Annotated in this window: 20 protein-coding genes; 15 read left to right on the forward strand and 5 right to left on the reverse strand. The window is 64.7% G+C overall.

What is annotated here, in order from left to right; genetic code table 11:
- Window positions 1-215: 215 nt before the first annotated feature.
- The 8 genes from dnaK (at window position 216) to V5279_RS00310 (ending at window position 7,377) form a co-directional block, all read left to right on the forward strand.
- Window positions 216-2,117 carry a molecular chaperone DnaK gene (gene dnaK / locus V5279_RS00275; RefSeq protein ID WP_029081006.1) on the forward strand — a complete coding sequence of 634 codons (1,902 nt, stop codon included), beginning with the start codon at window positions 216-218 and terminating at the stop codon, window positions 2,115-2,117.
- 146 nt (window positions 2,118-2,263) lie between these two features.
- Window positions 2,264-3,397: a molecular chaperone DnaJ gene (dnaJ, locus tag V5279_RS00280; RefSeq protein ID WP_029081007.1), complete on the forward strand. Its 1,134-nt coding sequence runs from the start codon at window positions 2,264-2,266 to the stop codon at window positions 3,395-3,397.
- 95 nt (window positions 3,398-3,492) lie between these two features.
- Entirely contained in the window at window positions 3,493-4,095 is a 603-nt protein-coding gene (locus V5279_RS00285; RefSeq protein ID WP_029081008.1) for a class I SAM-dependent methyltransferase, read from the forward strand.
- A gap of 51 nt (window positions 4,096-4,146) precedes the next feature.
- Window positions 4,147-4,725, forward strand: coding sequence for an NAD(P)H-dependent oxidoreductase (locus tag V5279_RS00290; protein WP_338694093.1), 579 nt, complete (start codon window positions 4,147-4,149; stop codon window positions 4,723-4,725).
- Window positions 4,726-4,731: 6 nt separating this feature from the next.
- The gene (gene pyrF / locus V5279_RS00295; RefSeq protein ID WP_338694095.1) at window positions 4,732-5,442 is read left to right on the forward strand and encodes an orotidine-5'-phosphate decarboxylase; all 711 of its coding nucleotides are present in this window, start codon (window positions 4,732-4,734) and stop codon (window positions 5,440-5,442) included.
- Window positions 5,443-5,464: 22 nt separating this feature from the next.
- Window positions 5,465-5,761: a DUF1330 domain-containing protein gene (locus V5279_RS00300; protein ID WP_166300201.1), complete on the forward strand. Its 297-nt coding sequence runs from the start codon at window positions 5,465-5,467 to the stop codon at window positions 5,759-5,761.
- 132 nt (window positions 5,762-5,893) lie between these two features.
- Window positions 5,894-6,706 carry a 4-hydroxy-tetrahydrodipicolinate reductase gene (dapB, locus tag V5279_RS00305; RefSeq protein ID WP_166212892.1) on the forward strand — a complete coding sequence of 271 codons (813 nt, stop codon included), beginning with the start codon at window positions 5,894-5,896 and terminating at the stop codon, window positions 6,704-6,706.
- Window positions 6,707-6,753: 47 nt separating this feature from the next.
- A complete protein-coding gene (locus V5279_RS00310; protein ID WP_166300205.1) occupies window positions 6,754-7,377 on the forward strand; it encodes a 2,3-bisphosphoglycerate-dependent phosphoglycerate mutase in 624 nt (207 codons plus the stop codon).
- A 202-nt stretch (window positions 7,378-7,579) separates the two neighbouring features.
- On the opposite strand, the gene V5279_RS00315 is transcribed toward V5279_RS00310, so the two are convergent.
- Both V5279_RS00315 and V5279_RS00320 read right to left on the reverse strand, forming a co-directional pair.
- The gene (locus V5279_RS00315) at window positions 7,580-8,476 is read right to left on the reverse strand and encodes a bifunctional helix-turn-helix domain-containing protein/methylated-DNA--[protein]-cysteine S-methyltransferase (protein WP_338701755.1); all 897 of its coding nucleotides are present in this window, start codon (window positions 8,474-8,476) and stop codon (window positions 7,580-7,582) included.
- 57 nt (window positions 8,477-8,533) lie between these two features.
- Window positions 8,534-9,109 (reverse strand): DUF2244 domain-containing protein, encoded by a 576-nt coding sequence (locus V5279_RS00320; protein ID WP_338694099.1) that lies wholly within the window; start codon window positions 9,107-9,109, stop codon window positions 8,534-8,536.
- Window positions 9,110-9,131: 22 nt separating this feature from the next.
- On the opposite strand from V5279_RS00320, the gene nth reads away from it, so the two are divergent.
- From nth to V5279_RS00350, 6 genes are all read left to right on the forward strand, one after another.
- Window positions 9,132-9,902 carry an endonuclease III gene (nth, locus tag V5279_RS00325; RefSeq protein ID WP_414645987.1) on the forward strand — a complete coding sequence of 257 codons (771 nt, stop codon included), beginning with the start codon at window positions 9,132-9,134 and terminating at the stop codon, window positions 9,900-9,902.
- Between the two features lie 64 nt (window positions 9,903-9,966).
- Window positions 9,967-11,118 (forward strand): HlyD family secretion protein, encoded by a 1,152-nt coding sequence (locus V5279_RS00330; RefSeq protein WP_338694103.1) that lies wholly within the window; start codon window positions 9,967-9,969, stop codon window positions 11,116-11,118.
- Window positions 11,105-12,733, forward strand: coding sequence for an MFS transporter (locus tag V5279_RS00335; protein WP_338694105.1), 1,629 nt, complete (start codon window positions 11,105-11,107; stop codon window positions 12,731-12,733). The genes V5279_RS00330 and V5279_RS00335 overlap by 14 nt, the downstream gene beginning before the upstream one ends.
- Window positions 12,734-12,883: 150 nt before the next feature.
- Window positions 12,884-13,945: a type III polyketide synthase gene (locus tag V5279_RS00340; RefSeq protein ID WP_338694107.1), complete on the forward strand. Its 1,062-nt coding sequence runs from the start codon at window positions 12,884-12,886 to the stop codon at window positions 13,943-13,945.
- The gene (locus tag V5279_RS00345; RefSeq protein ID WP_338694109.1) at window positions 13,942-14,454 is read left to right on the forward strand and encodes an isoprenylcysteine carboxyl methyltransferase family protein; all 513 of its coding nucleotides are present in this window, start codon (window positions 13,942-13,944) and stop codon (window positions 14,452-14,454) included. Before V5279_RS00340 ends, V5279_RS00345 begins: the two co-directional genes overlap by 4 nt.
- Complete coding sequence (locus tag V5279_RS00350; RefSeq protein WP_414645885.1) at window positions 14,451-16,019, forward strand: DHA2 family efflux MFS transporter permease subunit; 1,569 nt, start codon at window positions 14,451-14,453, stop codon at window positions 16,017-16,019. Before V5279_RS00345 ends, V5279_RS00350 begins: the two co-directional genes overlap by 4 nt.
- Here the strand turns inward: V5279_RS00350 and V5279_RS00355 are convergent.
- From V5279_RS00355 to V5279_RS00365, 3 genes are all read right to left on the reverse strand, one after another.
- Window positions 16,016-16,768 carry a sulfate transporter family protein gene (locus tag V5279_RS00355; RefSeq protein ID WP_338694111.1) on the reverse strand — a complete coding sequence of 251 codons (753 nt, stop codon included), beginning with the start codon at window positions 16,766-16,768 and terminating at the stop codon, window positions 16,016-16,018. The genes V5279_RS00350 and V5279_RS00355 overlap by 4 nt on opposite strands.
- 91 nt (window positions 16,769-16,859) lie before the next feature.
- A complete protein-coding gene (locus tag V5279_RS00360; RefSeq protein WP_338694113.1) occupies window positions 16,860-18,272 on the reverse strand; it encodes an MFS transporter in 1,413 nt (470 codons plus the stop codon).
- Between the two features lie 208 nt (window positions 18,273-18,480).
- Window positions 18,481-19,404 (reverse strand): LysR family transcriptional regulator, encoded by a 924-nt coding sequence (locus V5279_RS00365; RefSeq protein ID WP_338694115.1) that lies wholly within the window; start codon window positions 19,402-19,404, stop codon window positions 18,481-18,483.
- A 171-nt stretch (window positions 19,405-19,575) separates the two neighbouring features.
- On the opposite strand from V5279_RS00365, the gene V5279_RS00370 reads away from it, so the two are divergent.
- The gene (locus V5279_RS00370) at window positions 19,576-20,745 is read left to right on the forward strand and encodes a CoA transferase (RefSeq protein ID WP_338694117.1); all 1,170 of its coding nucleotides are present in this window, start codon (window positions 19,576-19,578) and stop codon (window positions 20,743-20,745) included.
- Window positions 20,746-20,748: the final 3 nt, after the last annotated feature.

Raw genomic sequence — 20,748 nt, forward strand, 5'->3', positions numbered from 1 at the left:
GGCGGCCTGAACTGGCGCCGCAGTCGGGCTGACACAATCTTTCAAACGTCAGTCTTTTCAGGCCTCAACGTTGCGTCCAGTCCTTGCGGGCAGGACCCTCTCTCCTATATCAGGCTCACCGTCGCAATATCGCGAGTATGTGAACGTCTGGGGGTTCGGTACGGAGCGCCGTCAGGGCCCAACCAACCTGCCGCAACAAAGAGGATATCAAAACCATGGGTAAGGTCATTGGGATCGACCTCGGCACCACGAATTCGTGCGTCGCCGTAATGGATGGCAAAAACGCCAAGGTGATCGAGAACGCGGAAGGCATGCGGACGACGCCGTCGATCGTTGCTTTCACTGACGATGGCGAGCGCCTCGTCGGCCAGCCGGCGAAGCGCCAGGCGGTGACCAATCCCGAGCGTACGTTCTTTGCGGTGAAGCGCCTCATCGGCCGCCGCTATGACGACCCGATGGTCGAGAAGGACAAGAAGCTCGTTCCCTACAAGATCGTCAAGGCATCGAACGGCGACGCCTGGGTCGAAGCCGATGGCAAGACCTATTCGCCCTCGCAGGTCTCGGCCTTCATCCTGCAGAAGATGAAGGAGACCGCTGAGGCGCATCTCGGCCAGAAGGTCGAGCAGGCCGTCATCACGGTTCCCGCTTATTTCAACGACGCACAGCGTCAGGCCACCAAGGATGCCGGCAAGATCGCCGGCCTTGAAGTGCTGCGCATCATCAACGAGCCGACCGCTGCCGCGCTCGCCTACGGTCTCGACAAGTCGAAGACCGGCACGATCGCCGTGTACGATCTCGGTGGCGGCACCTTCGACGTCTCGATCCTCGAGATCGGCGACGGTGTGTTCGAGGTGAAGTCGACCAACGGCGACACCTTCCTCGGCGGTGAAGATTTCGACATGCGCCTTGTTGGTTATCTGGCCGACGAGTTCCAGAAGGAGCAGGGCATCAACCTGCGCAACGACAAGCTCGCTTTGCAGCGCCTGAAGGAGGCCGCTGAAAAGGCCAAGATCGAGCTGTCGTCGACCACGCAGACCGAAATCAATCTGCCGTTCATCACGGCTGACCAGACCGGCCCGAAGCATCTGACGATGAAGCTGACCCGCGCCAAGTTCGAGGCGCTGGTGGCCGACCTCGTCGAGAAGACCATCGAGCCGTGCCGCAAGGCGCTGAAGGATGCCGGCCTGACCGCCGGCGAGATCGGCGAAGTGGTGCTGGTCGGCGGCATGACCCGCATGCCGAAGATCCAGGAAGTCGTGAAGCAGTTCTTCGGCAAGGAGCCGCACAAGGGCGTCAACCCCGACGAAGTCGTCGCGATCGGCGCTGCGATCCAGGCCGGCGTGCTGCAGGGCGACGTCAAGGACGTGCTGCTGCTCGACGTGACCCCGCTGTCGCTGGGCATCGAGACGCTGGGTGGTGTGTTCACCCGCATCATCGACCGCAACACCACGATCCCGACCAAGAAGAGCCAGGTGTTCTCGACGGCCGAAGACAATCAGGGCGCCGTCACCATCCGCGTCTTCCAGGGCGAGCGTGAAATGGCGGCCGACAACAAGATGCTCGGCCAGTTCGACCTGATGGGCATTCCGCCGGCTCCGCGCGGCATGCCGCAGATCGAGGTGACCTTCGACATCGACGCCAACGGCATCGTCAACGTCTCGGCCAAGGACAAGGCGACCGGCAAGGAACAGCAGATCCGGATCCAGGCATCCGGCGGTCTGTCCGAAGCCGACATCGACAAGATGGTCAAGGACGCCGAGGCCAATGCGGCCGAGGACAAGAAGCGCCGCGAGGCAGTCGACGCCAAGAACCATGCCGACGGCCTGGTTCATTCGACCGAGAAGGCTTTGGCCGAGCACGGCTCGAAGATCCCGGACACCGACCGCCGCGCGATCGAAGACGCCGTCAGCGACCTCAAGGAAGCGCTGAAGGGCGACGACGCCGAGGCGATCAAGGCCAAGACCAACACGCTGGCGCAGGCTTCGATGAAGCTCGGCGAGGCCATGTACAAGCAGCAGGCCGAGGCCGATGCGGCCAAGGACGCTGCCAAGGATGACGTTGTCGACGCGGAGTTCACCGAGGTCGACGACGACAAGAACAACAAGAAATCTGCTTAAGCGGGTTTGAGATGATGGCCCTCACACCAAAGAGCACGCGACGCGTCTCGGAGGAGTGGGGGTCATTTTTCTTTAAGGCGATCGCTGCATCTTCCAGACAGGCGCAATCCTTGGCGATAGCGATGAACTCCGGACGGAATTGAAGGATGTCGACCAAGCGCTGCTATTACGAGACCCTCGAGGTCGAGCGGAACGCGGACGAGACCAAGCTGAAAACGGCTTTCCGCAAGCTCGCGATGAAGTGGCATCCGGACAAGAATCCGGGCGACTCCAGCAGCGAGGTCCGGTTCAAGGAAATCAACGAAGCCTATGAGGTGTTGAAGGACGGCGACAAGCGCGCCGCCTACGACCGCTTCGGCCATGCCGCTTTCGAGCAAGGGATGGGCGGCGGCGGTCCCGGCTTCGGTGCCGGCTTCGCCTCGTCCTTCTCCGACATTTTCGAGGACCTGTTCGGCATGGCCGGGCAGCGCCGCGGCGGCGGCGGCCGCGAGCGTGGCGCCGACCTGCGCTACAACATGGAGATCACGCTCGAGGACGCTTTCCAGGGCAAGACCGCGCAGATCGAGATCCCGGTCTCGGTCACCTGCGAATCCTGCTCGGGCACCGGCGCCAAGGCCGGCACCAAGCCGAAGACCTGCTCGCATTGTGGTGGCGCCGGCCGCATCCGGCAGGCCCAGGGCTTCTTCACGCTGGAGCGGACCTGCCCCGGCTGCCAGGGCCGCGGCCAGATGATCGAGGACGCCTGCACCTCCTGCGCCGGTTCCGGCCGGGTGACGCGCGACCGCGCGCTGTCGGTCAACATTCCCCCGGGAGTCGAGGATGGCACCCGCATTCGTCTCGCCGGCGAAGGCGAGGCCGGTGTCCGCGGTGGCCCGCCCGGCGACCTCTACATCTTCCTGTCGCTGACCACGCACCAGTTCTTCCAGCGCGATGGCGCCGACCTGCACTGCCGCGTGCCGATCTCGATGGTGACTGCAGCACTCGGCGGCGAGTTCGAGGTGCCGACCATCGACAAGGGCAAGACCAAGGTGAAGGTGCCTTCCGGCACCCAGTCAGGCCGGCGATTCCGCATCGCATCAAAGGGTATGCCGGTGCTCCGCTCGCGCCAGACCGGCGATATGTATGTCCAGGTCGTGGTCGAAACGCCGCAGAATCTGACGAAGAAGCAGCAGGAATTGCTGATGGAGTTCGAAAAGCTGTCGTCCGGTGCAACCCAGCCGGAGGCAGCGGGTTTCTTCTCTAAGGTCAAGGACTTCTTCGGAAACCGCACCACCCAGTAGTTGTCGTCGCGCTTGACCGTAACGGCTTCGATCTATACGTCTTTATGACCGTTTTCTGACAACCGCTCGATTGTGCGGTCCCGCCTGGTAGCGACATGCCCCTGCAATCGTCCGTGCGTGCGTCGAAGAAGCCCCTCCGTCTCGACGACGAGGTTCGTTTTCTCCGTTCATGGATCGAGAAGCCGCTGCATATGGGCGCAGTGATGCCGTCAGGACGGCTGCTCGCTCGCACCATGGCGCAATATGTCGATCCTGACGCGGAAGGTCCGGTGGTCGAGCTCGGACCCGGCACCGGGGCGATCACCAATGCGCTGATCGAGCATGGCGTCGATCAAAAGCGGCTCGTGCTGGTCGAATACAATCCCGGTTTCTGCGCATTGCTGCGTGAACGCTATCCGCAGGCCAGGGTGGTCCAGGGTGACGCCTACAGGCTTCGCGATACGCTGTGGGAGGTGCTGAAGTCTCCTGCCTCCGCCATGGTCTCCGGCCTGCCGCTGGTCACCAAGCCGATGCTGACCCGCCTCAGGCTGGTCCGCGACGCCTTCCTGGCGCTTGCCCCCGGTGCGCCCTTCGTGCAGTTCACCTATTCGGTGGTGCCCCCGATTCCGAAGTCGCTGCCCGGCGTGTCCACAGAGGCGTCCGAGCGGATCTGGATGAACCTTCCGCCCGCGCGGGTCTGGGTGTATCGCAAGGGCTGATCGCCCTGCGGTGTCGCGCTGGGCGGCGCGCGCCCTAACCGCGATTTCGAAATGTCCGCGCTGAAAATCCTCGTGATCCCGGGATCGCTTCGATCCGGCTCGCTCAATACGAAGCTCGCTGCCGTGCTGGCGCAGGAGCTCGCGCAGCTGGGGGCCGACGTCACGCGCATCTCGCTCGGCGATTTTCCGCTGCCGATCTATGACGGCGACCTGCAGGCGAAATCGGGCGTGCCGCAGCACGCGGTCAATTTGAAGCGGATGATCGGCGCCCATCATGGCGTCCTGATCGTGACGCCGGAATACAATTCCTCGGTGCCGGCGCTGGTGAAGAACACGATCGACTGGGTGAGCCGCGTGCAGGATCCGCACGAGGCCCGCGGCCAGGTGTTCCATGGCCGCGCCTTCGCGATCGCAGCGGCATCCGGCAACCGGCTCGGCGGCACGCGCGCGCTGGCGGCGCTGCGCCTGATCCTGTCGGCGTGCCACGCGACCGTGATCCCGAGCCAGCTCGCGCTGTCATTCGCCGAGCAGGCCTATGACGATATGGATCATCTGAAGCACCAGGCCGACATCGACGCGATGCGCGCGCTGGTGCGGCAGCTGGTCGACCATTCCCAACGCATGATGTGAGGTGACATGCAGCCAGCCAAGATCGCTCCAAGAGACCGGTTGATTGCGGCGCTCGATCTGCCGTCCGTCGCTAGCGCCGAGGCGATGATCGACAGGCTCGGCGACAGCGTCACCTTCTACAAGATCGGTTATCAGCTCGGTTATGCCGGCGGCCTCACGCTCGCGAAGCAGCTCGCAGGCAGCGGCAAGAAGGTGTTTCTCGACCTCAAGCTGCACGACATAGGCAATACGGTCGCGCGCGGGGTCGAAAGCGTCGCCGGTCTCGGCGCGACCTTCCTCACCGTGCATGCCTATCCGCAGACCATGAAGGCGGCAGTCGAGGCACGCGCCGGCTCTACCCTGAAGATCCTCGCGGTGACGGTGCTGACCTCCTACGATGACAACGATCTTCAGGCCGCGGGCTACGGCCTCAGCGTCTCCGATCTCGTCGAAGCGCGCGCCAGGCAAGCGCAGGCGCTCGGTATCGACGGCCTTGTCAGCTCGCCCGAGGAAGCCGCAGCCTTGCGCAAGATCGTGGGCGATCAGATGAACCTGGTGACGCCGGGCATCCGCCCCGCGGGCTCCGCGACCGGCGACCAGAAGCGCATCATGACCCCGGCCCGTGCGATCGCCGCCGGCGCCGACTATCTGGTGGTCGGGCGTCCGGTGATGGAAGCCGCCGATCCGAAGGCCGCAGCCGAAGCCATTCACGCCGAAATCGCCGAGGCGCTCGCCTGAACAACAACGAGGGAGAACAGAGATGGCGAAGGGATACTGGATTGGACGCGTCGACGTTCACAATGAGGAGGGCTACAAGCCCTACATGGCGGCCAACCCGGCGATCTTCCAGAAATTCGGCGGCAAGTTCATTGTTCGCGGCGGCAAGTTCACCGGCGTCGAGGGCCAGAGCCGCTCGCGCAACGTCGTGATCGAATTCCCGGACTATCAGACCGCGCTCGCCTGCTACAACTCGCCGGAATACCAGACCAACCTCAAGGTGCGGCAGCCGCATTCGATCGCCGACCTCATCATCATCGAGGGGCACGACAGCCCGTAGCCCGGACACCAAGCCGCCGGTTCGATTGCCGGGAACAGCCGTGGGATTCGTCCGTTGGAGCCATGATATCGGCCCGGAAAAGCGGTTTCCCCTTTTCCGGATCATGCTTTATACGGCCTGCAGAGGTGAGCCATGGCTGACATGCGTCTGATTGTTGCGGGAGCCGGCGGCCGGATGGGCCGCACGCTGACGCGGGTGATTTCCGAAACCCCGGGGGCGGTGCTGGTCGGCGCGCTGGAAGCGCCGGGCTCGGAGCTGCTCGGCAAGGACGCCGGCGTGCTCGCCGGCCTTCCCGCCAATGGCGTCGCGCTGTCGGCCGATCTGTGGTCGATGTCGGCGGGCGCCGACGGCATCCTGGATTTCACCGTGCCGGCCGCGACCATCGCCAATGTCGCGATCGCGGCCGAGCGCGGCCTCGTCCACGTCATCGGCACCACCGGCATGTCGCAGTCCGACGATGCGGTGATCCGGAGCGTCACCGACCGCGCCATCGTGGTGAAGTCGGGCAATATGAGCCTCGGCGTCAATCTGCTCGCCGCGCTGGTCAAGCGCGTCGCGCAGTCGCTCGACCAGAGTTTTGACATCGAAATTCTCGAGCTGCACCACAAGTCCAAGATCGACGCGCCGTCGGGCACCGCCCTGATGCTCGGCGAAGCCGCCGCTGCCGGACGCAAGATCGCGCTCGATCAGCATTGGGCGCGCGGCCGCGATGGCCTGACCGGCGCGCGGCGTGCGGGCGATATCGGCTTTGCCTCGTTGCGCGGCGGCACCGCGGCCGGCGATCACAGCGTGATCTTTGCCGGTCCGTCGGAGCGCATCACGCTGTCGCATCATGCCGAGGACCGCGCGCTGTTCGCGCAGGGCGCGCTGAAGGCGGCGCTGTGGGCGCATGGCAAGAAGCCCGGCATGTACTCGATGGCCGACGTGCTCGGGTTGAGCGACTGAGATCGCCCCGACGAGATGAAATCCAGCTAAGCGAAACGGAATCTGAAATGAGTGATCGCCTTCTTGTGCTCGTTCGTCACGGTCAGAGCGAATGGAATCTGAAGAACCTGTTTACCGGGTGGAAGGACCCTGATCTCACCGAGCAGGGCATCGCCGAGGCCAAGGACGCCGGCCGCAAGCTGAAGGCGCAGGACCTGTCGTTCGATGTCGCCTTCACGTCCGATCTGACGCGCGCGCAGCACACGCTGAAGCTGATGCTCGCGGAGATCGGCCAGACCGGATTGCCGACCACGAAGAATCTGGCGCTCAACGAGCGCGACTATGGCGATCTCTCCGGCCTCAACAAGGACGACGCCCGCAAGAAGTGGGGCGAGGACCAGGTCCTGATCTGGCGCCGTTCCTACGACGTGCCGCCGCCTGGCGGCGAAAGCCTGAAGGACACGCTGGCGCGCACGCTGCCCTACTACGTGCAGGAGATCCTGCCCGGCGTGCTGCGCGGCCAGCGCACGCTGATCGCCGCCCACGGCAATTCGCTGCGCGCGCTGATCATGGTGCTGGAGAAGCTGACGCCGGAGCAGATCCTCAAGCGCGAACTCGCGACCGGCGCTCCGGTGGTCTATCGGCTCAATGCCGATTCCACCGTTGCGTCCAAGGTCGATCTGGCGGGGTAGGCGAGGCGATCACTCCGCTCAACCCGTCATCCTGAGGTGCGAGCGGAGCGAGCCTCGAAGGATGCACGGCCACCAGCCGGGCCGTCGACCCTTCGAGACGCGCTTCGCGCTCCTCAGGGTGACGGTGTGAGGCTGGAAGCCTGGCTTAAGCAAGTCAGCCGTAAGATGGGTTTCGGTTCGCTCTACCCATCCAACAATCAGGCTAATGCAACCCGATCTGGCCGGCTTCCCAGCCGAGCATCGCCTGCTTGCGGGTGATGCCCCAGTGATAGCCGGTCAGCGCGCCGCTCTTGCCGAGTGCGCGATGGCAGGGCACCACGAACGACACCGGATTGCGGCCGACCGCGGCGCCGACGGCGCGCGAGGCCTTCGGGTTGCTGATCTTGCAGGCGATGTCGGAATAGCTTACGGCGCGGCCCATCGGCACCTTGAGCAACGTTTCCCACACCCGCACCTCGAAGTCGGTGCCGATCAGGACCACGCGCAGCGGCTGGTCCGCCCGCCACAACCTTGTATCGAACACGCGCTGGGCCAGTGCAGTGGTGCCGTCGGTGTCCTCGACAAAGGTCGCGCTCGGCCAGCGTCGCTTCATGTCGGCGAATGCAGTCTGCTCATCGCCGGGGTCGGCGAAGGCAAGTCCCGCGAGCCCGCGATCGGTTGCGATCACGATCGCGGTGCCAAACGGCGAGGGGTGGAAGCCGTAGCGCAGCGTCATGCCGCCGCCGCCGGTCTTCCATTCGCCTGGCGACATCGCCTCATGCGTGACGAACAGATCGTGCAGCCGTCCCGGCCCCGACAGACCCGAGTCGAGCGCCGCGTCGAGCACGCTGGCGGAATCGCGCAGCAGGTTCTTGGCGTGATCCAGGGTCAGCGCCTGCATGAAGCCCTTCGGCGTGAGCCCGGCCCAGCGGCGGAACAAATGATGGAGTTCATCCGGCGTGACGGCGGCGGCATCGGCCATCGCTTCGATGGTCGGCTGTGCGCGCCAATGCTCCGAGATGAACGCGATGGCGCGCCGCACCGAATCATAGTCGCGCAGCGCGGCGTTCTGGGGGCCCGGCTTGGCCAGGCGCTGGTCATGTATGGCGAGTGTCATCATGGTGTCTGATTTAGGAGCCATGGCGCAATCAAACCACCCGATTTCTGACAAGCTTACTCAAGCGATGGGGTTGTAGGTCGGGCCGCGTTTCGCGGTGTTCAGCGCAGCCGTCAAGGCTTTGGAAAAGCTGGCCTTTTCGTCGGGGCCGAGGAAGCTGCCGATGCTGATCCGGCGGCCCCGGGACACCAGATAAAGCCGCTCGATGCCGAATTCTTCGTGCGAGATCTGCTCGAATCGCACCCAGAGCGGATTGAGCACCCATTCCGCCACATGGCCGCGGTGACTGATCCGGCGGACCCGCAGTTCCGACGGCGTCACCGTGATCTCCTCGCTTGCTCTGGCGGTACGGAAATTGACCTTGAACGCCCAGTAGATCACCAGCACGTCGAGCCCGAAGAAGCCGAAGATCGGCCAGGCGCCCAGCCACCAGAACACCGCGCCGGCGACGAAGCTGACCACGGTGACGAACGACATCAGCACGATGAAGCCCGTGCGGTTCAGCGAGCGGTGCGGCGTCAGCAATGCCGAGAACAGCTTTGGCTCGGCCCCGACGTCATCAGCCTCGAGGTCACCAGTCTCAACGTTACTGGCCCTGAGGTCGTCGCTCGGATCAAAGTCGTTGCCTGCGGTCATGACGTATCAGTATATCCCGTTCATGGCCAAAATCATCCGCTCTCAACGCGCCAGCTCATCAAGCGTTCGGTCCGCACCGAAGAAGGCCGCGAAAACGCCAAAGCCGCTGCCCAACCGCGCGGCAAAGACGGCGGCCAAGAAGGCCGCCAAACCAAAGCCGTGGACGGCGGCGGAGGTCTACGAGGCCTTCGACCGGTTCCGCAAAGCCAATCCCGAGCCGAAGGGCGAGCTCGAGCATCTCAACCCCTACACGCTGCTGGTTGCGGTGGTGCTGTCGGCACAGGCGACCGACGCCGGCGTCAACAAGGCGACACGGGCGCTGTTTGCGATCGCCGACACGCCGGAGAAGATGCTTGCGCTCGGCGAAGACAAAGTCCGCGAGTACATCAAGACCATCGGGCTCTATCGCAACAAGGCCAAGAACGTCATCGCGCTTTCTGAGAAGTTGATCACCGAATTCGGCAGCGAGGTACCGCGCACGCGCGCCGAGATCGAGTCATTGCCCGGTGCCGGTCGCAAGACCGCGAATGTGGTGCTCAACATGGCATTCGGCGAACACACGATGGCGGTCGACACCCATGTGTTTCGCGTCGGCAACCGCACCGGTCTCGCGCCCGGCAAGACGCCGCTTGAGGTCGAGCTCGGACTCGAGAAGGTGATCCCGACGGAGTTCATGCTGCACGCCCATCACTGGTTGATCCTGCATGGCCGCTATACCTGCCTCGCGCGCGGGCCGCGTTGCGAAGTATGTCTGATCAATGATCTTTGCCGGTGGCCGGAAAAGACCGTCTGAGCCATGATCGTCATCATGTGCTAACCGGTTGTCTCGCGTTCCGGCGTAACCGAGGGAGTGAGGTGTGACAGAGCAGGTTCAGGGCGGTCCGTCACAAGCCAGCCAGACCGCGCCCGCACCGGTACCGGCGCCAGCCAAGCCGCAGCCTGCGGCGAACGGTTTCTGGGGCCGCTTCGCCATTCCGCTGTTTGCGGTGCTCGCCGCGCTCACCTTCGTCGCGGTGGCGACCACGCGCTGGGATGCGTGGGTCGGCAGCGCCACGATCCAGACCACCGATGATGCCTATGTGCGGGCCGAGCTGACCCAGCTCTCCAGCCGCGTGTCCGGCGAAGTCCTGACCGTCGCTATCTCCGATTTCCAGCGCGTCAAGGCCGGCGATCTCCTGGTGCAGATCGATCCCGCGGACTACCAGGCCCAGGTCGCGCAGGCCGAGGCCGGTGTGGTCGGCGCGCAGGCCGCGCTCGACAACCTCAACAATCAGGTCGAGCTGCAATATGCGACCATCGCGCAGGCCGAGGCTTCGCGACTGTCCGCGGAAGCGCAGCAGACGCTGGCTCGCCAGGAGGAAGAGCGTCAGCAGTCGCTGTCGCAAACCGATGCCGGCACGCGGCAACGGCTCGAGCAAGCAACCGCATCTTACGCCAAGGCAGAGGCCGATGTTCAGGCCAGCCGCGCGGTGATCGCTGCGCAGCGCCATCAGCTCGAGGTCCTGCAGGGCACCAAGAAGCAGCGCGCCGCCGATCTTGACGCCGCCAAGGCCCTGCTCGCATCGGCCAAGCTCAAGCTCGGCTACACGAAGATCATAGCGCCGTTCGACGGCGTCACCGGCGAGCGCCAGGTGCAGCCGGGCGACTATGTCAACATCGGCACCAATCTGATCAATGTCGTGCCGCTGCCGAACGTCTATGTGATCGCCAACTACAAGGAAACGCAGCTGACCAACGTCAGACCGGGCCAGCCGGTCGAGGTCACCGTGGATACTTTCTCCGGCGAGAGGCTGCGCGGCGTGGTCGAGCGGATCGCGCCGGCGAGCGGATCGCAATTCGCGCTGCTGCCGCCCGACAATGCCACCGGCAATTTCACCAAGGTGGTGCAGCGCATCCCGGTGCGGATCCAGTTCGAGAAGAACCAGCCATTGCTCGAGCGCCTGCTGCCGGGCATGTCGGTCGTGACGCGGATCAACACCGGCGAGGCGGCCGCCAATGGCGGAAAGTGACGACCGCGGTCATGGTCCGGTCTCGCGCGGCGACGTCGCGCGCTATCCGCTGTTCGCCGTGGTCGCGGTGCTCCTCGGCGCGTTCCTGGCGAACTTCGACAGCCGCCTGACCACGGTCGGGTTGCCCGACCTGCGCGGCGCGTTCTCGCTCAGCTTCGACGAGGGTGCCTGGCTCTCGACCGCTGCGATCGGCTCGCAGATCTTCGTCGCACCCGCGGTGGCCTGGCTCGCCACCGCGTTCGGGCTGCGCCGCGTGCTCGGGATCCCGAGCCTGATCTACGCCGTGGTCTCGCTGACCATTCCGTTCGTGCGGGACTATACGACGTTGATCGCGCTCAGCGTCGCGCACGGCATGTTGCTCGGCACCTTCGTGCCGGCGACGCTGATGATCATCCTGCGCAATCTGCCGATCCGCTGGTGGCTGCCGGCGATTGCGATGTATTCGATCCGGGTCGGCTTCGCGCTGGACTCGTCGAGTTCGCTTGTCGGCTATTATGTCGAGCACCTCGGCTGGCAATGGCTGTATTGGCAGGGCGTGGTGGTCGCGCCGCTGATGGGCCTGATGGTCTATCTCGGCACGCCGAACGAGCCCGTCAATCGCGACCTGCTTCGCAATGCCGATTGGGGCGGCATGCTGTTGCTCGGCGCCGGGGTGTCGATGGTCTATGCCGGGCTCGATCAAGGCAACCGGCTGGACTGGCTGTCGTCGGGCACGGTGATGGCGCTCCTGATCGGCGGCGGATTGTTGATCATTGGCTTCATGATCAACGAGACCTTGGTGCGCCAGCCCTGGGCGCATTTCAACGTGCTGTTCTCGCGCAATATCGGGCTCTCGCTGATCGTCATCCTGCTGTACACGCTGACCAGCCTGTCGAATTCGTCGCTGGTGCCCAACTTCCTCAGCGCCGTCAGTGCGCTGCGGCCGGAGCAATCCGGCGTGCTGCTGTTCACCTATGGCGCGCTGCCGATGTTCGTGCTGGTGCCGGTCTCGATCCTGCTGCTCCGCCATCTCGATCCGCGCGTCGTCGTGGTGCTCGGCTTCTCGGCATTCGCGGCCGCCAATCTTTGGGGCACCCAGCTGAGCCATGTCTGGGCGCGGGAGGATTTTGTCGGCATCGTGCTGTTGCTGTCGGTCGGGCAGGCGCTCACACTGCTGCCGATCATCATGATGGCGCTGTCGAACTCCGATCCGTCACGGGCGACGGCGTTCGCGGCCTATATCCAGATCTGCCGGCTCGGCGGCGCCGAGATCGGCATCGCGCTGATGGGCACCTGGCTGCGGGTTCGCGAGCAGATCCACTCGAACTATCTCGGGCAATACGTCCAGAGTGGCGATGCCGACGTCGTGCACCGGCTGCAGCGGTTGACGGAGGGATTTTCCGGCCACGGCATCGGGGCGGCGACCGGGCGCGCCGTCGGCACGCTCGCGGCGCTGGTGCAGCGCGAGGCCAACACGCTCGCCTATATTGACGGCTTCTGGCTCTGCTTCTGGCTCGCGATGCTGGCGCTGTTCCTGGTCGCCCTGATCAAGCGGGCACCGCCTGGCCCGCTGTCGCCGGTGCCGTTTGGCTTCGTGAAGAACGTGATGCGCAAGTTCGGCGCAGCGGCTTCCTGATCGAGCCTGTGCGCTGTGATTTGCGCGAGGCGGCACTGATATCGCCGGCGGGTCAACTTATAGTGAATGCAGTGCTCTCACCTGTGTGGTGAGCGTCTGAAATATTTTGCTAATCGCGCGGTTCCACACAGCGGGGGAACCGGAGCTACGATGAGCTACAACAGGCAGACGGCCGCGCTTGTCTCCATGGCGACGGCGGTTCCACCGCATCGATTCCATCAGGGACAAGTGCTGCAGGCCGCGCGAAACCTCCTGGCCGACCGCTATCCCGAATTCGAGACGCTCTCCAGCCTGTTCGCCAACACCGGCATTCAGCGTCGCTATGGCGTGAAGCCGATCGAATGGTATCTCGAACGGCGCGGTTGGCCGGAGCGGACGCAAGCCTTTCTCGAGGGTGCGGAGGCGCTGTATGTCGACGTCGCCCGCAAGGCGATCACCCGCGCCGACCTGACCGGCAGCGACATCGATATCGTGGTCACGGTGTGTTCGACCGGCATCGCCACGCCGACGCTGGATGCGCGCGTCGCCGGCAAGCTCGGGCTGCGAACGGATGTGTCGCGCGTGCCGGTGTTCGGCCTCGGCTGCGCCGGCGGCGTGTCGGGCCTGTCGATCGCATCGAGGCTGGCGGAAGCGCGGCCGGGTGCCAACGTGCTGCTGGTCGCGCTCGAGCTCTGCACGCTCGCGGTCCGGCACGACGAACTCACCAAGGCGAACATCGTTGCCGCCAGCCTGTTCGGCGATGGCGCCGCCGCGATCGTGCTGCGCGCCGGGGACGGCGGGGCGACCCGGATCGAGGCGACCGGCGAAAAGCTGTGGCCTGATACGCTCGACATCATGGGCTGGACGGTCGATCCGGAAGGATTCGGCGTCGTCTTTCAGCGCACCATTCCGGATTTTGTTCGCGACAACCTTGGGCCGGCCGTTGCCGAAATTCTGGCGCGGATGCAGCTGACGGCCGACGATATCGACCGCTTCCTCTGCCATCCCGGCGGCACCAAGGTCATCGCCGCGCTGGAGCGGGCGCTGAAGCTCGATCAGGGCACGCTCGACCACGAACGCGACGTCATCGCCACGTGTGGGAACATGTCGGCCCCGACGGCTCTCTTTGTCCTCGAACGCGCCTGCGCCAAGGGATTGCCGCCCCGCTCGCTGCTCACGGCGCTCGGGCCCGGCTTCACGCTCAGCTGTGTTGCGCTCAGGCACGCGGCGTGAGTTTCGCTTCGATCATCCTTGCGCTGGTCACCTTGCAACGTCTCGGCGAGCTGGTGCTGGCGCGTCGCAACACGGCGCGGCTGCTGGCGCAAGGCGCGGTCGAGGTCGGCGCCAATCACTACCCGCTCATTGTGCTGGTGCACGCCGGCTGGCTGATCGCACTGTGGATCTGGGGCCGCGACCAGGATGTCAATCTGGCCGCGCTCGCGGCCTTTCTACTGCTGCAAGGCCTCCGGCTGTGGGTGCTCGCCGCGCTCGGTCCGCGATGGACCACGCGGATCATCGTGCTGCCGGGCGCGCCGCTGGTCGCGTCCGGGCCTTACCGGATCTTCCCGCATCCAAACTATGCCGTCGTCGTCGGTGAAATCGCGCTGCTGCCACTCGCACTGCATCTGCTAGTGTTGGCGCTGATCTTCACCGTGCTCAATCTCGCGGTGCTTGCCATCCGGATTCGCGCCGAGAGCCGCGCGCTCTCCGTCGCCGGCTGGCCGCGCCCAGGCACGCCATGAGCGGCCGGGCGGAGCACTGCACCGACAGCCCATCGGCTGCGACCTGGGCCGGCTTTCTGCTGATGTGCCTCGGCATGTTCATGGCGATCCTCGACATCCAGGTCGTCGCGACCTCGTTGCCGACGATCCAGCGCGCGCTTGCGATCTCGCCGGCGGCGATGAGCTGGATCCAGACCGCCTATCTGATCACGGAGGTGATCGCTATCCCGCTGACCGGATTGTTCACGCATGCGCTGTCATTGCGATGGCTGTTCGTCATTGCCGTGAGCCTGTTCACCATCGCCTCCGTCGGCTGCGCCTTCAGCGGCGGCTTTGCCGTACTGCTGACATTTCGCGTGCTGCAGGGATTTTCCGGCGGCGTCCTGATTCCCGCGGTGTTCTCCGCCGTGTTCATGCTGTTCCCGGCGCGCCTTCATGCGGTGGCCACCACGATTGGGGGCGTCGTCGCGGTGCTTGCACCGACTGTTGGACCCGTCGTCGGCGGCTGGATCACGCAGACCTGGTCGTGGCCGTGGCTGTTCCTGATCAATGTGCTTCCGGGCGCGATTGCGGCCTCGGTTACATCCTTGCTGCTTCCGAAGCAGGGCCTGCATCTCCGCGCGTTCTCCAGGCTGGACGGGTGGTCGCTCGTCCTGCTCGCGGCCGCACTCGCAAGCTTCATGATTGGCCTGAAGGAAGCGCCGCAACGCGGCTGGCTCTCGATGCTTTGCGTGAGCTTGCTGATTGGAAGCATTGCCGGGATGGCGCTGCTGATCCGGCGCACGCTCCGCGCGGCGTATCCGATGGCACAATTGACCCTTTTCAGACGGCGTTCGTTCGCGGCCGGTTGCGCCCTGAGCTTCTGCCTCGGCATCGGCCTCTATGGCTCGACCTATCTGATGCCGGTGTTTCTCGGCTTCGTCCGCCGCCATGATGCCTTCGAGATCGGCAGCATCATGCTGGTCACGGGAGTCGCGCAGCTGATCGCAGCGCCGCTCGCGGCAATCCTCGAAAGCCGCATCGGCGCGCGGTTGTTGACCGGTGCGGGCTTCGCCTTGTTCGCGCTCGGTCTCGGTCTGAGCGCGTTTCAGCCCCGCACTGCGGATTTCGCCGAGATGTTCTGGCCGCAGATCGTGCGCGGCGTCGCGATCATGTTCTGCCTGCTGCCGCCGACGCGCATTGCGTTGGGCGCGCTGCCGGAGGCGGAGGTTGCCGACGCCAGCGGACTGTTCAACCTGATGCGCAATCTGGGTGGCGCGATCGGGATCGCCCTGATCGACACCATCCTCTACGGGCGAAGCTGGATTTATGGCGAGGATTTCCGTGCCCGCCTGCTGGCCGGCGATGTCACCGCGGCGCAGGCGATCGGGCTCGATCCGAAGTTGTTGATCGACCGTCTGCCGGGGCCGCCGGATGAAGCGACAATCGCGTTCGTCCGGCCGCTGGTCGAGCGGGCATCGCTCGCGCTCACCGTCAACGAGGCATGGGCGATGCTCGCCGGCGTGGCGATCGTCGGGCTTCTGCTGGTGCCCCTGGCGCGCGATCGGGCGCCCGCATCACTGCAGGTGCCTCCGGATGCGGCCTAGACCGAGGGCACGTTGCTTCGCCGCGCCGGCTCGATCACCTCGCGCCGGGGACCTGACAGCCGCTTGTACATGTGCACCATGAACGCCATGCCGAACAGCGGCGTCGCCAGATTGACGAGCGGGATCGAGACGAAGGCCGCGATGAACAGGCCGGCGGTGAACACGGTCGCCGCATTCTCCTTGCGCATCGCCTTGGCGTCATCAGGCGAACGGAATCGCATCGCCGCAAGCTCGAAATATTCGCGACCCAACAGCCAGGCGGTCGCGATAAAGAAGATGATGAAGCCCGCGCCCGCGAACAGCACGAACGGCAGCGCGACCAGGTAGACCAAAATCGTCAGCAGCGCCGTCTTGACGCCCTCGATCGTGGCGATTGTGACCGGTAGCGCCGTGCCGGGATGGTCGGCCGGATAGTGCTCGCGCTCGACATGGTCGGCGACGCCGTCGACAAACAGGCTCGCCACCAGCGAGGTGATCGCGGGCATCAGGAAGATGCCGCCGAGCACGACGCCGAGCCCTGCCGAGATCGAGATGATCCAGGACAGCACGTGCAGCGTGGAATGGAAGTTGGGGCCGAGTATGCCTTCGGCCCAGAGCTCGCCAGTGTCGGCAAACCAGCTCAGCAGCCGCTGCAAGCCGATCGCCAGCACGGTGATCAGCACCAGCGCAAGCCCGATCGAACGCCACAGGATCGTGCGCATCGGCGGCGACAGGATTTGCGAAAGCGCCTTGACGGCGGCGTCCAACATGACTGGGTTACCTCTGCAGAATGACGAGCGCAGAGGTAGACACCCAATATGGCTTCGGCAAGTGCCGTTTATGTCGCGATCAAAAAGAGCTCTAGGCGTCGAGCGGCTTGCCGCGGACGTTGGGTCCCCAGACACCGACAGCAATGATCACGATGAGCATCGCCGCGGTGATCAGGCCGAACACCCCGCCGACGCCGGCCTCCTTCAACATGAACGCCACGATGAAGCCGGAGAAGGTCGCGCTGAGCCGGCTCATCGAATAGACCAGCCCCGCGGCGCGGGCCCGGATCGCGGTCGGGAATACCTCGGTCTGATAGGCGTGGTAAGCGTAGGACAGCGTCATGTTGGCCCCCGTCACCAGCACGCCGCTGGCGATCAGCAGCACCGGCTCGGTGAGTTGCGCGAACGCAAGGCCGAACACCGAGATCGCGGCGGCCGCGCCGCAAATGATCCATTGGCGCTCGAAGCGGTCGGCAAAGGTCGCGGCCAAGAGCGGCGCCAGCGGATAGGCGAAGGCGATGATGAAGGAATATTGCAGGCTCTTGGTGACGTTGATGCCCTTCTCGACCAGCAGCGCCGGAACCCAGTTGGAAAAGCCGTAGACGCCGAACGCCTGGCAGAAATTGAAGATCATGAACAGCAAGACGAGCGAAGCGTAAGGCGGCCTGAACAAATCGGCATAGCCGGTCCTGACCGGTGTACGTGTCGCCACCATCGTGACCGTGGATGCGGGGCGCGGAGCGGCCGCACCCGATGAGGCCTCGAGCGTCCGCATGATTGTCTCGGCCTCGGCAACACGACCGTGGCGGGCCAGCCAGAGCGGGCTTTCGGGCACGTAGAGCCGCAGCACCCAGATCACCATGCTGGCGGCCGCGCCGATCAGCACCACCCAGCGCCAGCCGTCGATGCCATAAGGCGTGAGCGGCACCAGCCACCATGCAAGTGCTGCGACGATCGGCACCGCCGACAGCATCACCGCTTGGTTGATCGCAAATGCCCGGCCGCGCATCCAGCTCGGCACCAGCTCGGTGATGTAGGCGTCGATCGTGATGATCTCGATGCCGATCCCGATGCCGGCGATGAAGCGCCACAGCAAGAGGCCGCCGGGGGTGGTCTGGCACGCCATGATGATCGAGGCCGCGCTGTAGAACAACAGTGAATAGGTGAAGACGGCCTTGCGGCCGTAACGATCGGCGAGGAAGCCGAGGCAGAAGGTGCCGATGAAGAGGCCGGCGAAGGTCGCGGCGACGAAGGCGCCGATGCCGGAGAAGCCGAAGAAGGACTGCGTCGTCGTGGTCATCAGCCCGCTGCGGGCGAGGCCCGGCGCGATGTAGCCGGTGAAGAACAGATCGTAGATCTCGAAGCAGCCGCCGAGCGAGAGCAGGATCACCAGCCGCCAGACATAGGCGGAGGTGGGCAACGCCTCGAGCCGCCGCGAAATCCCGTCGGGCCCGGCTGTCGTGTTGGCGAGATCGGCAACCGAGCCGAGTTCGACGGCGCTCATGATGGTCCTCCCCGTATGGTCCAGCGGCCGCCCTTCTTGTGAGGTCGTGCCGGTCACGCATGTTTGGCAGCCGGAAGCCAGAAATCCAGACGAACATATCGAAGGAATCGTTCGATATTTTCGATAGCGCTGTTTCCGACGCGCTTTCTTCACGCGAACCGGTGCCCACCCCGCATCAAGTGCGGGGCAGGCTCCGCTTGAAATCGCTTTAGATCAGGAGCGTGGCCTCCCACGCGCCACGCCCGACCTGTTCGGCGATCAGCGAGCGGATCAGCCGGCACATCTCCTCCATGACATAGGTCATCGGTCGGTTGCGCAGGCGGCACAGATAGAGCGTGCGGCTCAGTTTGGGTTCGATCACCTCGCGTGCGACCAGCGCCCCCGCCTGCAACGGCTCTCGCACGAGGTGCGTCGTCGCGATCGTGCAGCCGAGGCCCGCGGTCAAGGCGCCGATCATGCCGCTGGTCGAATTGAGATGCAGGATGGCGTTGGCCTCCAGCCGCTTCAGCGGCACGGGGTCGTCCAGCAGGGCGCGGGCCGACAGCCCGTGCCGGAGCAGGATCAGCGGTAGCTGCGCCACCTGCTCGAACGTGATCGGCCTTTTTTTGCCGATCAGCTTTTCGGTGCCGACGCAGAACATCTGCTCCTCCAGCACCGGCTCGGCGATCAGGTCCTTTTCCGAGGGCGGATTGTAGACCAGCGCCAGGTCGACCTCCGAGCTCATCAAATGCAGCAGTGTCGCGCCCGAGAGACTTTCGGTCAGCGCCAGCTTCAGGTTCGGATACTTCGTCAGCACCGTCCGCATCAACGGCACGCCGATCGCCTTCATCCCGGAATTGGCCATGCCGATCGAGATCTCACCGGCAATCGCGCTACCGCCTTCCTTGATCTCGCGCTCGGCCGCCGCCATCGCGCGCAGGATGATGCGGGCGTGCTCATAGAGCCGTTCGCCGGCCGCGGTCGGTTCCATGCCGCGCGGCTTACGCTCGAACAGCGGCGTGGCGAATTCCGCCTCGAGATTGGCGATGTGATGGCTCAGCGCGGATTGCGCGACATTGGCCTGATCCGCCGCCCGCGACAGGTTGCGCTGCTCGTAAACCGCGATGAAATAGCGAAGCTGGCGCGAATCCATGAGGGCTCAGCGTTCTAGAACCGCGAATACACTATTCGACAGATTATATTTTTCAGATAGCGTGCGGAAGCCTAACCTGCGCCGATAGCAAAGCGTTTTCGAGCGAAGTGGGTACCGGTTCGCGTGAAGAAAACGCGTCAGAACAAGAGCGCAACGAGCACGGAGAAACCGATGACCGGGAGCGGACTGCCGTTGGAAGGCGTGAGGGTCGTCGAGATGACCCACATGGTGATGGGCCCGACCTGCGGGATGATCCTGGCGCAACTCGGCGCCGAGGTGATCAAGGTCGAGCCTCCCGCCGGCGACAAGACCCGCTCGCTCGGCGGCATGGGCGTCTCGTTCTTCCCGCTGTTCAACCGCGGCAAGCGCAGCGTCGTGCTGGATTTCGCCAAGCCTGAGGACCGCGACACGATGCACCGGCTGCTCGCCGGCGCCGACGTGTTCCTGGAGAACTTTCGCGACGGCCAGCTCGACAAGCAGGGTCTTGGCGCCGAGGAGCTGCGCAAAAAATATCCGCATCTGATCATTGCCGGCCACAAGGGCTTTCTGTCGGGCCCTTACGATCATCGCCCGGCGCTCGACGAGGTCGTGCAGATGATGTCGGGCCTTGCCGCGATGACCGGCACAAGCGACAAGCCGCAGCGCGTCGGTTCCTCCGCCAACGACATCATGGGCGGCATGTTCGGGGTGATCTCGATCCTGGCCGCGCTCTACCAGAAGCGGGGCGGCAACAGGAACGGCGCCGATATTCGTATCGGCCTGTTCGAGAACTGCCTGTTCCTGGTCGCCCAGCACATGGTCGAGTACGAGATGACCGGGCGCAAGCCGCGCTCGATGCCGGAGCGCGAGCATGCCTGGCCGATCTACGACATCTTCGATGCCGCCGGCGGCGACCGCATCTTCATCGGGGTCGTCACCGAAGGCCATTGGCAGAGTTTTTGCCGCGAGTTTGGCCTGACGGAATTCGCCGACGATCCGACCTTGCGCTCCACCACGGACCGCATCATGGCGCGCGACCGGATCATTCCGCGTGTCGCCGAGGTGGTCAAAGGCTGGAACGTGGCCGATCTGTCGGCCAGGCTCGACGCGCTCAACATCTGCTTCTCGCCGATCAACCGGCCGGAAGACCTGTTACAGGACCCGCATGTGCTGCGGCCCGGCGGCCTCGTCAACAATTTGAACGCCGACGGCAAGCCGTTCCGCGTCCCCGCATTGCCGGTCGAATGGAACGGCAGCAATATCGGCGAAGGATTGAGAGTGCCGGTGCTTGGCGCCGATACCGACGCGGTGCGCGCCGAGCTGGCACAACAGAAGATTTCATCAACCGGAAACGCTGCGTGAGGC

The sequence above is a fragment of the Bradyrhizobium sp. 26S5 genome, assembly GCF_036923295.1.
Classification (GTDB): domain Bacteria; phylum Pseudomonadota; class Alphaproteobacteria; order Rhizobiales; family Xanthobacteraceae; genus Bradyrhizobium; species Bradyrhizobium septentrionale.

Bases quoted from the DNA above. Each gene is read 5' to 3' on its own strand.
- V5279_RS00370 (WP_338694117.1), top strand. From the start codon at position 19,576: ATGACCGGGAGCGGACTGCCGTTGGAAGGCGTGAGGGTCGTCGAGATG.
- V5279_RS00365 (WP_338694115.1), bottom strand. From the start codon at position 19,404: ATGGATTCGCGCCAGCTTCGCTATTTCATCGCGGTTTACGAGCAGCGC.
- V5279_RS00335 (WP_338694105.1), top strand. From the start codon at position 11,105: ATGGCGGAAAGTGACGACCGCGGTCATGGTCCGGTCTCGCGCGGCGAC.
- V5279_RS00355 (WP_338694111.1), bottom strand. From the start codon at position 16,768: ATGTTGGACGCCGCCGTCAAGGCGCTTTCGCAAATCCTGTCGCCGCCG.
- dnaJ (WP_029081007.1), top strand. From the start codon at position 2,264: ATGTCGACCAAGCGCTGCTATTACGAGACCCTCGAGGTCGAGCGGAAC.
- V5279_RS00290 (WP_338694093.1), top strand. From the start codon at position 4,147: ATGTCCGCGCTGAAAATCCTCGTGATCCCGGGATCGCTTCGATCCGGC.
- V5279_RS00300 (WP_166300201.1), top strand. From the start codon at position 5,465: ATGGCGAAGGGATACTGGATTGGACGCGTCGACGTTCACAATGAGGAG.
- dnaK (WP_029081006.1), top strand. From the start codon at position 216: ATGGGTAAGGTCATTGGGATCGACCTCGGCACCACGAATTCGTGCGTC.
- V5279_RS00350 (WP_414645885.1), top strand. From the start codon at position 14,451: ATGAGCGGCCGGGCGGAGCACTGCACCGACAGCCCATCGGCTGCGACC.
- pyrF (WP_338694095.1), top strand. From the start codon at position 4,732: ATGCAGCCAGCCAAGATCGCTCCAAGAGACCGGTTGATTGCGGCGCTC.
- V5279_RS00315 (WP_338701755.1), bottom strand. From the start codon at position 8,476: ATGATGACACTCGCCATACATGACCAGCGCCTGGCCAAGCCGGGCCCC.
- V5279_RS00310 (WP_166300205.1), top strand. From the start codon at position 6,754: ATGAGTGATCGCCTTCTTGTGCTCGTTCGTCACGGTCAGAGCGAATGG.
- V5279_RS00285 (WP_029081008.1), top strand. From the start codon at position 3,493: ATGCCCCTGCAATCGTCCGTGCGTGCGTCGAAGAAGCCCCTCCGTCTC.
- nth (WP_414645987.1), top strand. From the start codon at position 9,132: ATGGCCAAAATCATCCGCTCTCAACGCGCCAGCTCATCAAGCGTTCGG.
- V5279_RS00360 (WP_338694113.1), bottom strand. From the start codon at position 18,272: ATGAGCGCCGTCGAACTCGGCTCGGTTGCCGATCTCGCCAACACGACA.
- dapB (WP_166212892.1), top strand. From the start codon at position 5,894: ATGGCTGACATGCGTCTGATTGTTGCGGGAGCCGGCGGCCGGATGGGC.
- V5279_RS00340 (WP_338694107.1), top strand. From the start codon at position 12,884: ATGAGCTACAACAGGCAGACGGCCGCGCTTGTCTCCATGGCGACGGCG.
- V5279_RS00320 (WP_338694099.1), bottom strand. From the start codon at position 9,109: ATGACCGCAGGCAACGACTTTGATCCGAGCGACGACCTCAGGGCCAGT.